This is a genomic window from Streptomyces sp. SID5910 (assembly GCF_009862125.1).
Classification (GTDB): domain Bacteria; phylum Actinomycetota; class Actinomycetes; order Streptomycetales; family Streptomycetaceae; genus Streptomyces.
The window spans coordinates 1-12831 of record NZ_WWHX01000469.1; the positions used below are offsets into that span (position 1 = coordinate 1).

Annotated in this window: 12 protein-coding genes; 2 read left to right on the top strand and 10 right to left on the bottom strand. The window is 72.6% G+C overall.

Features of this window, described 5'->3' with window-relative positions; translation table 11 throughout:
• The first annotated feature begins 93 nt into the window (after positions 1–93).
• Positions 94–813 (top strand): ABC transporter permease subunit, encoded by a 720-nt coding sequence (locus tag GTW67_RS16375; protein ID WP_161165557.1) that lies wholly within the window; start codon positions 94–96, stop codon positions 811–813.
• 249 nt (positions 814–1062) lie between these two features.
• On the opposite strand, the gene GTW67_RS16380 is transcribed toward GTW67_RS16375, so the two are convergent.
• The 9 genes from GTW67_RS16380 to GTW67_RS16420 all read right to left on the bottom strand — a co-directional run bounded on the left by GTW67_RS16380 (position 1063) and on the right by GTW67_RS16420 (position 10953).
• Positions 1063–1887, bottom strand: a complete 825-nt coding sequence (locus tag GTW67_RS16380; protein WP_161165567.1) for a Cof-type HAD-IIB family hydrolase — start codon at positions 1885–1887, stop codon at positions 1063–1065.
• 32 nt (positions 1888–1919) lie between these two features.
• Entirely contained in the window at positions 1920–3197 is a 1278-nt protein-coding gene (gene serS, locus GTW67_RS16385; RefSeq protein ID WP_161165558.1) for a serine--tRNA ligase, read from the bottom strand.
• Positions 3198–3719: 522 nt separating this feature from the next.
• Positions 3720–4652 (bottom strand): prephenate dehydratase, encoded by a 933-nt coding sequence (pheA, locus tag GTW67_RS16390; RefSeq protein WP_161165559.1) that lies wholly within the window; start codon positions 4650–4652, stop codon positions 3720–3722.
• Between the two features lie 86 nt (positions 4653–4738).
• Positions 4739–6052, bottom strand: a complete 1314-nt coding sequence (gene efeB / locus GTW67_RS16395; protein WP_161165560.1) for an iron uptake transporter deferrochelatase/peroxidase subunit — start codon at positions 6050–6052, stop codon at positions 4739–4741.
• 8 nt (positions 6053–6060) lie between these two features.
• The gene (locus GTW67_RS16400) at positions 6061–7989 is read right to left on the bottom strand and encodes a copper resistance CopC/CopD family protein (RefSeq protein WP_161165561.1); all 1929 of its coding nucleotides are present in this window, start codon (positions 7987–7989) and stop codon (positions 6061–6063) included.
• Positions 7990–8003: 14 nt separating this feature from the next.
• Positions 8004–8474 (bottom strand): copper chaperone PCu(A)C domain-containing protein, encoded by a 471-nt coding sequence (locus GTW67_RS16405; protein ID WP_161165562.1) that lies wholly within the window; start codon positions 8472–8474, stop codon positions 8004–8006.
• Positions 8471–9121, bottom strand: coding sequence for an SCO family protein (locus GTW67_RS16410; RefSeq protein WP_161165563.1), 651 nt, complete (start codon positions 9119–9121; stop codon positions 8471–8473). Before GTW67_RS16410 ends, GTW67_RS16405 begins: the two co-directional genes overlap by 4 nt.
• 83 nt (positions 9122–9204) lie before the next feature.
• A complete protein-coding gene (locus GTW67_RS16415; RefSeq protein WP_161165564.1) occupies positions 9205–9951 on the bottom strand; it encodes a YcnI family copper-binding membrane protein in 747 nt (248 codons plus the stop codon).
• A 159-nt stretch (positions 9952–10110) separates the two neighbouring features.
• Positions 10111–10953, bottom strand: coding sequence for a hypothetical protein (locus GTW67_RS16420; protein WP_161165565.1), 843 nt, complete (start codon positions 10951–10953; stop codon positions 10111–10113).
• 221 nt (positions 10954–11174) lie between these two features.
• Between GTW67_RS16420 and GTW67_RS16425 the strand changes: the two genes are divergently transcribed.
• The gene (locus GTW67_RS16425) at positions 11175–11636 is read left to right on the top strand and encodes an ATP-binding protein (protein ID WP_161163274.1); all 462 of its coding nucleotides are present in this window, start codon (positions 11175–11177) and stop codon (positions 11634–11636) included.
• A gap of 59 nt (positions 11637–11695) precedes the next feature.
• Here GTW67_RS16425 and GTW67_RS16430 read toward each other — a convergent pair.
• Positions 11696–12831 (bottom strand): aminopeptidase P family protein (locus GTW67_RS16430; protein WP_161165566.1); only part of this gene is annotated, 1136 nt, incomplete at its 5' end.

Genomic DNA, 12831 nt, shown 5'->3' on the forward strand with positions numbered 1-12831 from the left:
CGACCACGGCATCCGGCTGCTCACGGTCTCGCCGTCCGACGAGTCCCTCGAGTCCGTCTTCTCGTATCTCGTCGCGGCGTAGGAGGCCGAAGAATGTACGACCCCACAGTCGCCCGGCTCACCTACCGGGCCCTGCTCGGCCGCCGCCGGGCCCTCATCCTCGGCGCGCTCCCGCTGCTGCTGCTCGTCATCGCCGTGGTGGTGCGGGCCCTCACCGGAGCCGACGACCAGACGGCCTCGGACGTGCTCGGCGGGTTCGCCCTCGCCACCATGGTGCCGATCATCGGCGTCATCGCCGGCACCGGCGCCATCGGCCCCGAGATCGACGACGGCTCGGTCGTCTACCTGCTGTCCAAGCCGATCAAGCGGCCGACGATCATCTTCACCAAGCTGATCGTCGCCGTCGCCGTGACCATGGTCTTCTCCGCCGTGCCCACGCTGCTCGCCGGGCTGATCCTCAACGGCAACGGCCAGCAGGTCGCCGTCGCCTACACGATCGCCGCGCTGGTCGCCTCCATCGCCTACGCCGCGCTCTTCCTGCTGCTGGGCACGGTGTCCCGGCACGCGGTGGTCTTCGGCCTGGTCTACGCCCTCGTCTGGGAGGCCCTGTTCGGCTCCCTGGTGCCGGGCGCCCGCACGCTGAGCGTCCAGCAGTGGTCGCTCGCGGTGGCCCAGAAGGTCGCCGACGGCAACCTGGTCACCTCCGACGTGGGCCTGCCGACCGCGACGGTGCTGCTGGTCGGGGTCACCGTGCTCGCGACCTGGTACGCCGGCCAGAAGCTGCGGTCGCTCACGCTCGCGGGGGAGGAGTGACCGGGCCGCACCGGCCCCGACGGCGGCGCGGGCGGAAGGCGCCGTACGTCCGCTTTTAATCGGTGGCACCCGGCTTGCCGTACCGGCACTGTGGTGGATGCACGAGGCCGGACGGCACCGGCGAATCGGCGGCCGCTTCGAGCACGCGGGACACCTCGCGTGGGCCGACCGACGGGGACGCCGGTGCCGCCCGGACCGTGCCGGCGAAGGAACGGCCCCGGAGGTCCGGGGCCCGCCCTCGGGCCGCCGTCAGGCCGACAGCAGCCGCTCCAGCACCACGGCGATCCCGTCCTCGTCGTTCGAGGACGTCACCTCGTCGGCCACGGCCTTCAGCTCCTCGTGGGCGTTGGCCATCGCCACGCCCCGGGCGGCCCAGCCGAACATCGGGACGTCGTTGGGCATGTCCCCGAAGGCGATCGTGTCCGCCGCCTTCAGCCCGAGCCGGCGGGCCGCCAGCGACAGCCCCGTCGCCTTCGACAGCCCCAGCGGAAGAAGCTCGACGACCCCGGCACCGGCCATGACGACCGTGACGAAACCGCCCGCGGCCTGCCGGGCGGCCTCCGCCAGCTCGTCGTCCGACAGCGTCGGATGCTGGATGTAGATCTTGTTCAGCGGAGCGGACCACAGATCCGACGCGTCGGTGAACGGAACCGCCGGAAGATGACCGCCGACCGCGTAACCCGGCCCGACCAAAACATCGCCCTCCAGGCCGTCGCGGCTGGCCGCCAGGTACAGCGGCCCGGTCTCCGCCTCGATCTTGGCCAGCGCCACCCCGGCCAGCTGGCGGTCCAGCGTGACGGAGGTCAGCAGCCGGTGCTCCCCGGCGTGGTACACCTGCGCGCCCTGGCCGCAGACGGCGAGGCCGTCGTACCCCAGGTCGTCCAGTATGTGCCGGGTCCACGGCACCGCACGCCCGGTGACGACGATGTGGGCCGCGCCCGCCGCGGTGGCCGCGGCGAGCGCCTCACGGGTGCGCGACGAGACCGTGTCGTCGCCGCGCAGCAGCGTGCCGTCGAGATCGGTGGCGATCAGCCGGTACGGGAAACCCCCGGCGGAACCGGCCTCGGGCGCCACGGCGGAACCGGCCTCGGCGGAAGCGGTGTCAGTCACTTGGCCACCGGCTCCAGGACCTCCCGGCCGCCCAGGTACGGGCGCAGCACCTCGGGCACGCGCACCGAGCCGTCGGCCTGCTGGTGGTTCTCCAGGATCGCCACGATCGTGCGCGGCACCGCGCACAGCGTGCCGTTGAGCGTCGCCAGCGGGCGCACCTTCTTGTCCTCGCGGACGCGGATCGACAGGCGGCGGGACTGGAACTCGGTGCAGTCCGAGGTCGAGGTCAGCTCGCGGTACTTGCCCTGGGTCGGGATCCACGCCTCGCAGTCGTACTTGCGCGAGGCCGAGGAGCCCAGGTCGCCCGAGGCCACGTCGATCACCCGGAACGGCAGCTCCAGCGAGGTCAGCCACTGCTTCTCCCACTCCAGCAGGCGCTGGTGCTCGGCCTGCGAGTCCTCGGGGAGGACGTAGGAGAACATCTCGACCTTGTCGAACTGGTGCACGCGGAAGATGCCCCGGGTGTCCTTGCCGTGCGAACCGGCCTCGCGGCGGAAGCAGGGCGAGAAGCCGGCGTAGCGCAGCGGCAGCCGGGCGGCGTCCAGGATCTCGTCCATGTGGTACGCGGCGAGCGGCACCTCGGACGTGCCGACCAGGTACAGGTCGTCCTTGTCGAGGTGGTAGACGTCCTGGGCGGCCTGGCCGAGGAAGCCGGTGCCGGCCATCGACTGCGGGCGCACCAGCGCCGGGGTCAGCATCGGCGTGAAGCCGGCCGCCGTGGCCTGGGCGATCGCCGCGTTGACGAGGGCGAGCTCCAGGAGCGCGCCGACGCCGGTCAGGAAGTAGAAGCGCGAGCCGGAGACCTTGGCGCCGCGCTCGACGTCGATGGCGCCGAGCAGCTGGCCCAGCTCCAGGTGGTCGCGGGGCTCGAAGCCCTCGGCGGCGAAGTCGCGGTGCGTGCCGTGCGTCTCCAGCGTGACGAAGTCCTCCTCGCCGCCGACGGGGACGTCGGGGTGGACGAGGTTGCCGAGCCGCTGGAGCAGCTCCTGGGTCTCGGCGTCGGCGGCGTCGCGCTCGGCGTCGGCGGCCTTGACGTCGGTCTTCAGCTGTTCGGCGCGCTTGAGCAGCTCGGCCTTCTCGTCGCCGGCGGCCTTGCCGATGAGCTTGCCGAGGCCCTTCTGCTCGGCGCGCAGCTCGTCGAAGCGGACGCCGGACGACCTGCGCCGCTCGTCGGCAGACAGGAGGGAGTCGACGAGCGCGACATCCTCTCCACGGGCGCGCTGCGACGCGCGCACACGGTCGGGGTCCTCACGGAGCAGGCGAAGGTCAATCACGTGGCCAAGGCTACCGGTGCGCGGTGACGGCTCACGACTCACTATTGCCGGCCGTGTTCCGCGCGCTCCGCTTCGGGGGAAATGGGGGTGAGCGTTCCCGCGCCGGGTTGACCGGACTCCCCTGTGGGGAACGGGACTTGAGGCTCCGACTGTCCACAGGCTGAGCGGTCCGGGAAAAGTTATCCACAGGCTGTGCGAAAGATCTGTGGACTCCGGAAGTGATCATTCCTAATCGGGCGCTCACGGGCACTCACGGGCATGCCGGGCGAGGAATTCCTGCGTCAAACCCCCTACGGGCTCACTTTCGAGTGGAAACGGGCCACTCCGGAGGAGGGGGACAAGAAACAGGTGCACGAAGGGTGGCTTGGGCGCCTGTGGATGAAGTGGGTGCCCGTAGGGTGATTTGTCGACCGAAGGGCGCTTCGTTGTCGACTTGTCCCCAGGTCGAGAAGCGGACCTGTGGATAACTCGGACCCCCACTGTGGATAACGAAAATCGGCAGGTACGACCGGTGCGAACGGATCAGAACCGGCCGTCCTGGCACCGCGCCACCCAGTCGGCCGCCGCGGTGAAGTCCTCGTCGGAGGTCCCCCGCCGCAGGGGCGCCACGTCCGACGGATCGACCTCCGCGCGCGGATACGACCCCAGGTAGCGCACCTGGAGACAGATCCGCTTCAGACCCATCAGGGCCTCGGCCACCCGCCGGTCGGAGATGTGCCCCTCGGCGTCGATGCAGAAGCAGTAGTTGCCGATGCCCGCGCCGGTGGGCCGGGACTGGAGCAGCATCAGGTTGATGCCCCGGGTGGCGAACTCGCCCAGCAGGTCGCGCAGCCCGCCGGGGTGGTCGTCGCGCTGCCAGAGCACGACGGACGTCTTGTCCGCGCCGGTGGGTGCGGCCGGCCGGGCGGGCCGGCCCACGAGCACGAACCGCGTCTGGGCGTTCTCCGCGTCGTGGATCTCGGACTCCAGGACCTCCAGGCCGTACCGCTCCGCGGCGAACTCGCCGGCGAAGGCGGCGTCGTACCGGCCCTCCTGCACGAGGCGGGCGCCGTCGGCGTTGGAGGCGGCCGATTCCCAGGCCACCTCGGGCAGGTGCGCCCTGAGCCAGTTGCGCACCTGGGGCTGGGCGGCGGGATGGGCGGTGACCGTCTTGATGTCCGACAGCTTGGTGCCGGGGCGGACCAGCAGCGCGAAGGTGATGGACAGCAGCACCTCGCGGTAGATCATCAGGGGCTGCCCGGCGACCAGCTCGTCGAGGGTGGTGGTGATACCGCCCTCGACGGAGTTCTCGATCGGCACGAACGCGGCCTCCGCCTCGCCGACGCGCACGGCGTCGAGCGCGGACTGGACGGACACGTACGGGACCAGTTCCCGGGTGGCCGCCTCGGGAAGGGTGCGCAGGGCGACTTCGGTGAACGTGCCTTCGGGACCGAGATACGCGTAACTGGCGGGCATGAGCCTCACCTTAGTGGCCTGGCCGGACGCGGAGCACGCTTCCCCGGCCCGTCACCCCACGGGGCGACGCGGAGCGCGCCGACGGGTCAGCCCTCCAGCAGCCGCTGCCCCACGTACTCGCCCTCCGCGGCCCCGCCCGGCACGGCGAACAGGCCGCTGGCCTCGTGCCGGACGAACTGCGACAGCGCGTCTCCGCGGTCCAGCTTGCGCTGCACCGGCACGAAGCCGCGCAACGGGTCGGCCTGCCAGCAGACGAAGAGGAGCCCCGCGTCGGGGACGCCGTCGGTGTCGAAGCCGTCGTGGTACGAGAACGGGCGGCGGAGCAGGGCGGCGCCGCCGTTCTGGTCGGGGCGGGTGATGCGGGCGTGGGCGTTGATCGGGACGACCAGCTTTCCGTCGGCGTCCGTCTTCTCCAGGTCCATCTCGGTCGTCTCGGTGCCCCCGGACAGAGGGGCACCGTCGGACTTGCGGCGCCCGATGACGTCCTCCTGGGTCTTGGCCGAGAGCTGTTCCCAGTCGTCGAGGAGCATCCGGATCCGGCGTACGACGACGTAGGAGCCGTTCGCCATCCAGGCGGGCTCGCCCTGTTCGGGTACGAAGATCCGCTGGTCGAAGTCGGTGTCGGCGGGCTTGGGGTTGCGGGTGCCGTCGATCTGGCCCATGAGGTTGCGGGTGGTCATGGGGTGGGCGGTGGTGCCCGGTGAGCGGTTGAAGCCGTTCATCTGCCAGCGGATGCGGGCGGCCGACCCGGCGTCCCGCTGGAGGGCGCGCAGCGCGTGGAAGGCGACCAGGGCGTCGTCGGCGCCGATCTGGACCCACAGGTCGCCGTTGCTGCGGGCCTTGTCGAGGTGGTCGGAGGAGAAGTCGGGCAGGGGGTCGAGGGCGGCCGGGCGCTGCCGGTCCAGTCCGGTCCGGCCGAAGAAGCTGTGGCCGAACCCGAAGGTGACGGTCAGGGAGGAGGGCCCCGCGTCCCGGGCGACGTCCGTGTCACCGGTTCCGGCCGGTTCGCCCGCCATCAGCCGCCGGGCGGTGTCGGACCAGCGGCGCAGCAGCGCGGCGGCCTCCTTGCGTCCGGCGCCCGGCTTCAGGTCGAAGGCGACGAGGTGCCCGCGGGCCTGCATCGGGGTGGTGATGCCGGGCTGATGTTTCCCGTGAAACATTGCCCGGTCGCTGCCCACCGAGGTGAGCGGCGTCGCCGCGGAGGAGGGTGCGGCGGCGTACCCCGCGGCGCCGCCCGCCGCGCCGAGCACGAGCCCGGTGGCACCGGCGGTGCCGAGGAGCCGGCGCCGTGAGATGCCGCCGCGCGGGGTGGCCTCGCCGGCGTCGGCCGGGCCGGGTCCGGCGGGTGCCCCGGGCGTCGCCTTCGGGGTGCGGGCCTCCGGGAGGGACTGGTCAGCCATGGTGCGGTTCAGCCGATCTGCGCGTTCTTGGAGATGGTCACCTGGTCGATGTCGGAGGTGCGTACGGTGACGGCGACCTCCCAGTCGCCGGCCATCGGGAGCTGCACTCCGCTCGCCGACCAGTGTCCGGTGGTGATGTGCTCGGGGACGACGGGCAGGGGCCCGAGGTCCTTGGCCTCCAGGGTGAAGGCGATCTTGACCTCGGGGATGTCGAAGGCGCGGCCGTCCGTGTCCTCGACATAGAGGTGCAGGTCGTTGTCGCCGACCCGGGCGGGGTCGAGCTCGACCCGTACGACGCCCTTGCCATTGGCGCTGCCGGTGTCGAAGGGCATGTCCAGGGTCACGGCTCCGGACGTCGCGGTGGAGGAGGAGGCGGTGGACCGGCCGGCGGCCTGGGCCTCCTGCTCGGTGCGTCCGGGTTCGGTCTGGGTCAGCACGGTGGTGACGGCGAGCAGGACGACGGCGATGCCGGCCTCGGCGAGGACGGACCGGCGCAGCCCGAGGCGGTGGGGATCGGCGTCCCGCAGCCGCTTCTTCCGGGCGGTGTCCATGGCGGCCCGCTGCCGGGCGAGCTGCGCGGCACGCTGGGACCCACCGGAGCCCTTCGACGCCGCGGACCCCTTCGCCTCCTTACGGCCCCCGGCCACGGAGACCTGCTCCTTCGCCTTCTCCCCCTCCTTCTCCCGCCGCGGTGCGACCACGTCCGCCGTCCCGGCCAGCTGGGCTGTCCACCGTCGCGAGAGATACGCGGTGCCGACCATCACGGCCACCAGGGCGATCTTGACGAGGAGCAGCTGCCCGTAGCGGGTGTCGGTGAAGGCGGACCAGGAGCCGAGCTGGCGCCAGGACTGGTAGACGCCGGTCGCCACGAGCGCGACGACGCTGCCGAAGGCGATGCGGGAGAAGCGGCGTACGGCGGAGGCGGGGACGGGGGTGCCGGCGGGTGCCCGGTACAGGGCGACGATCAGGGTGGTGAGTCCGCCGAGCCAGGCGGCGACGGCCAGCAGGTGGACGACGTCGACCGGCATGGCGAGGCCGGCCTGGAGACCGACGGACGCGTGCTCGGACAGCGCCCAGGTCGCCGCGAGCCCGGCGGCCACGACGGTTCCGCCCGCCGCGAGCCCGAAGGTGAGGTCCTTCCTCTCCTCGTCCTCGCGCTTGTCGTAGGCGCCGAAGAGGACGGCGATGAACAGTGCCGCCGCGGCGAGCAGCAGCAGCCGCGAGACCAGCGAGGCGCCGCTCTTGGTCTGGAGGACCTGTCCGAGCAGGCTCAGGTCGAAGATGTCGCCGACCTTCCCGGAGCCGGTGTAGGAGCCGCGGAGCAGGAGCAGCAGCAGGGTGGCGGCGGTCAGCGCGAGCCAGCCGGAGACGACGAGCCGTTGCAGGGGCCGTACTCCGGAGCCGCGCGGCCAGCAGGCGAGGACGAAGGCGGCGCCGCCGGCGAGGATCACGAACCCGGCGTAGGACACGTACCGCCCGATGCCGTACAGCAGGCCGACGATGCCGCCGCCCGCTTCCTGGCCGTCGACGGAGACGGAGGTCTGTGAGGGGGCGCCGATGGAGAAGGTGTAGGCGCCGGAGACCGGGTGGCTGTCGGCGGAGACGACCTGGTAGGCGACCGTGTAGGTGCCGTCGGGCAGACCGGCGTGCAGTTTCACGGCGTACGTCGTGCCGCCGGTTCCGGCGGGCCGGCTGTCGTCGACGCGCTGCCCCTTGGGGTCGAGGACGCGCAGGGAGTCGTCGTCCAGGGAGACCGTCTCGGAGAAGGTGAGCGACACCTGGGCCGGGGCCTTGTCGACCACCGCCCCCTGCTGGGGGTCGCTGCCGGTCAGCGCGGCGTGCGCGGAGGCCGGGCCGGCGCCGGCGAGCAGCGCGCAGGCCGCGGCCAGGAGCAGCAGCACCAGGGTCCGGACGCGCGGGGCGATGGTCTGCGTCAAGGTGGGTCCCTCCCTCAGTGTCCGGAGTGTCCGTCGGCGGGCCGGTACGTCGCCGGCTTCACCGGCATGTCGACCGTGACGGGGTCGGAGTGCGTGAAGTGGAGCTGGACGGTGACCGTCTCACCCTGTTCGGGCCGGCGCTTCAGCTTTTCGAACATCAGGTGGTTGCCGCCGCTCTCGAGCACGAGGTCGCCGTGCGCGGGCACGGGCAGGCGGTCGACCTCCTTCATCGCGCCGCCGACGGTCTCGTGCACGGTGACCTCACCGGCCGGGCTGGTGACGGAGGTGAGTTCGTCCTCGGCGTCGCCCTTGTTGGTGACGGTGAGGAAGCCGGCGGCCATGGTGCCGGACATCGGCTGCGGTATGTAGGCGGCGCCGACGGAGAGTTCGGCGGCCGAGGACGCGCCGGAGCCCGAGTCGCCGCAGCCCGCGAGGACCAGGGCGCCGATCAGGGCCGCGGCGGCCAGGGCGGGGCGGCGGGTCACGGCTTCTCCCCCTTGATCAGCTTGGGGAGGTCCTTGGTGTAGTCGTCGACGGTGGCGTCCTTGCCGTAGAGGACGTAGCCCGCGTCGGTCTTCGGGGAGAAGGCGATGACCTGGGTGCCGTGGGTCGAGACGACGTTGCCGTCCTTGTCCTTGGTCGGCGCGTCGATGGAGATGCCGAGGGTGCGGGCGCCGGCCTGGATGGTGTCGAAGCTGCCGGTCAGGCCGGTGATCTGCGGGTCGATGCCCTGGAGCCACTTGCCGAGTGCGGCGGGGGTGTCCCGCTCGGGGTCGGTGGTGACGAACACGACGCGCAGCTGGTCCTGCTCGGCCCGGGGCAGCTGCTTCTTGGCCACCGCGATGTTGTTCATCGTCAGCGGGCACACGTCCGGGCAGTGGGTGTAGCCGAAGTAGATCAGGGTGGGCTTGCCGGCGGTCTGCTCGCGAAGGTCGTACGGCTTGCCCCGGGTGTCGGTGAGGACCAGGTCGGGCTTCTCGAAGGGCTTGTCGAGGACGGTGGCCGCCTGCTGGGTGGTGTCCTCGGAGACCACGGTGACGGGCTTGTCGCCGTCACCTCCGCTGCCGCAGGCGGAGAGGGTCAGGGTGGCGGCGGCGAGCAGCGCCGCCGCGGCGAAGGTCTTCTTGCGCATAGAGAAATGTCCCAGATGTGATGTGCCCCGGTGTGCGCCGGGGTCCGCGAACGGAGCCCCGGCGCACACCGGCGGGGGTGCTGTTACGCCGAGGCGCCGGTGTCCCGGCGGCGGCCGGCGAGGACGCCGTACGCGACGCCCGCCGCGCCGACGACGATGCCGGCGATGCCGAGGACGCGGGCGGTGGTGTCGCTGCTGTCACCGGAGTCGGCGGAGGCGTCGGCCGCCGCCGGCTGGGCGGTGGAGCCGTCCTCGGCGCCGGCCTTCGCGCCCGCCGCGCCGTGGCCGTCGTCCTCGGCGGCGGTCAGTTCGAGCACGGGCGCCGGGTTGTCGGGCTCCTCCTGGCCGTCCTGCGGCACCTCGATCCAGCGCACGACCTCCTTGTTGGAGTACGTCTGGATCGCCTTGAAGACCAGCTCGTCGGCGTCCTCGGGCAGCGCGCCGACGGACAGCGGGAACTTCTGGAAGTAGCCGGGCTCGATGCCCTTGCCCTCGGCGGTCCAGGTCACCTTGGTGACCACCTCGGTGATCTGCTCGCCGTGCGACTCCAGCGGCTTGGCCGGCTTGGCCTTGGTGACCTCGGCCTTCCAGCCGGGCACCGGCTGCGGCATCACGGACGCCAGCGGGTGGTCGGCGGGGATGGTGACCTCCAGCTTGGTGGTGGAGGCGTTGTCACGCTCGTTGGGGACCTTGAAGTCGACGACCGCGTAACCGCCCTTGGCGGCCTTGCCCTCCGGCTGCACGGTGACGTGCGCGAAGGCGGGCGCGGACAGGGCGAGGACGGCGATGCCGGCCGCGGAACCGGCGGCGGCGATACGGGAAACCTTCATGAACGGAGTTCTCCGCTTCGGTGATGACCGGCGAGGAGCCGGTGTCAGGAATGACGGGAGGGATGCGCGTACGCGCGCGCGTGCCGCACGACGGCGGCCCCTCCTCCGTCACTCCGGCCGTGAGGCGGAAGCGGGTCGGCGGTCGGTGGTCGCGTCGTGTCAGGCGGCGAGGGCGAGGGCGCTCGGCGGACCGCGCCTGATCACCGTGTGCTGGAGCGCGGTGGTGTGCGGCCGTGCCGGCACGAGCAGGTCGGTGCGCGGCGGACGCGGCCCCGTGCGGGGTGCGCGGGCGAGACCGCCGTGCAGGGCGCGGACCAGGGCGAGCGCGGCGCGCAGGGCGCGGACGAGCGCTCCCTCGGCCATCGACTGGGCCGAGTGCGCCGACAGGGCGACGAGCCGTGCCACGGCCAGGTCGCCGCGTCGCAGCAGCCAGCCGGCGGCGAGGGCGGCGAGGACGTGGCCGAGCAGCATCGGCAGGGACGGCAGCAGCGAGGCGGAGGAGCCGGCGGCGGTCGACAGGGCGTCCGCCGGGTGGTGTGCCGCGCCGGCGTGGACGCCGGAACCCGGGGTCAGCCGCGCGTCGGTGAGGATGCGCTCGGCCTGGGCCGGGCTGATCGCCGCGGCGGTGGTCCCGCAGACCAGGCGTGCGGCCTGCTGGACCAGGAAGGCGTCGGACAGCGGGCCCGCCCCGCCGGGGGCCGCTCCCGCGGTGACCGCCGCGGCCCCGTGCTGGCCGAGCCCGAACACCGTGTGCAGGGCGGTCTGGCCGACCGCGAGCAGCACCGCGATCCCGGGCAGGGAACGTTCGCGCCCGGCGAGGGGCGCGGCGACCAGGACCGCCCCGAGGAATCCCGCGCCCAGCGTCCACAGGGGGACGGCGGCGCAGGAGGCGAAGGTGTGCCCCGCCGCGGCCAGCACGACGCAGACCGCGGCGAACACCGCGGCCCGCAGAATCCGGAGATCGTTCCCGGAGCGCGCCGAAGGCGGGTGGGGGGCAGTCATGGCGGCCTCATCATCGCACTGGCGACCCCCGCGGCGTACGGCAGGTCCGCAAGATGCGGTACGACCGGATGGTCGGCCTTGGTGCGGGCCGCCCCACATACACCGATCGGCGGTGCGGTCGCATCCGCCGTCCGGGCGGTCCGATACGGACACCGCGCTTACGCCCGGGCACAAGGGGCAATACGTAACGGTATGTCGAGCCGCGGCCGGGAGGCTGGAGCATGAGCATCTGGTGGTCACTCCATCTGCGGCGCGAGGCTGCGAGCGTGCCCCTGGCCCGGCGCCTGCTGCTCGGCACGATGGAGACCGCGGGCGTCGACCCCGACATCTCCTTCGACCTCTCCGTCGCGCTGACCGAGGCCTGTGCGAACGCCGTCGAGCACGGCGGGGACGACGGCTGCGGCGACCCCTCGCAGGCGTACCGCGTCACGGCGTACCTGGACGGCGAACGGTGCCGGATCGAGGTCGCCGACACGGGACCCGGGTTCGAGGCCGCCCCGGGCCGGTCCCCGGGGGCGCCCCGTCCGGTGCCGGCCGACGCCGAGCACGGCCGGGGCCTGTGCCTCATCCGGGAGCTGGCCGACCACGTCCACATCGGCGGCGCGCCGGGACGGCCGGGAGCCGTGGTGAGCTTCGACAAGATCCTCAAGTGGCGCGAGGACGCGCCCCTCGTGGCGGTCTGATCACGCACGCGAAAGGGCCGGGCACCGTACGGCGCCCGGCCCTCGAAGCATCCCGGACCTCAGCCCTTCAGCGCGGCCATCCACGCCTCGACCTCGTCCGACCGGCGCGGCAGGCCGGCGGACAGGTTCCGGTTGCCGTCCTCGGTGACGAGGATGTCGTCCTCGATGCGGACTCCGATGCCGCGGTACTCCTCGGGCACCGTCAGGTCGTCGGCCTGGAAGTACAGGCCGGGCTCGACGGTGAGGACCATGCCGGGCTCCAGGGTGCCGTCGACGTAGGACTCGACGCGCGCGGCGGCGCAGTCGTGGACGTCCAGGCCGAGCATGTGACCGGTGCCGTGCAGGGTCCAGCGGCGCTGGAGGCCCAGCTCCAGCACCCGCTCGACCGGGCCCTCGACCAGGCCCCACTCGACGAGCCGCTCGGCCAGCACACGCTGGGACGCGTCGTGGAAGTCGCGGTACTTGGCGCCCGGCTTCACCGCCGCGATGCCGGCCTCCTGGGCGTCGTACACGGCGTCGTAGATCTTCTTCTGTAGCTCGCTGTACGTGCCGTCGACCGGCAGCGTGCGCGTGATGTCGGCCGTGTAGTACGTGTGCGTCTCCACGCCCGCGTCGAGCAGCAGCAGGTCGCCGGAGCGGACCGGGCCGTCGTTGCGGACCCAGTGCAGGGTGCAGGCGTGCGGGCCGGCGGCGGCGATGGTGCCGTAGCCGACGTCGTTGCCCTCGACGCGGGCGCGGAGGAAGAAGGTGCCCTCGATGTAGCGCTCGCTGGTCGCCTCGGCCCGGTCGAGGACCTTCACGACGTCCTCGAAGCCGCGCACGGTGGAGTCGACGGCCTTCTGGAGCTCACCGATCTCGAACTCGTCCTTGACGAGGCGGGCCTCGGAGAGGAAGACGCGCAGCTCCTCGTCGCGCTCGGCGGTGACCTTGTCGGTCAGGGCCGCCTCGACACCGGCGTCGTGGCCGCGCACGACGCGCACCGGGCCGGTGGCCTCGCGCAGGCTGTCGGCCAGCTCGCGCACGTCGGAGGCGGGGATGCCGTACAGCTTCTCCGCCTCGGTGAGGGAGTGGCGGCGGCCCACCCACAGCTCGCCCTGGCCGTCCAGCCAGAACTCGCCGTTCTCGCGGTCGGAGCGCGGCAGCAGGTAGATCGTCGCGGCGTGGCCGTCGGCGGTGGGCTCCAGGACCAGGACGA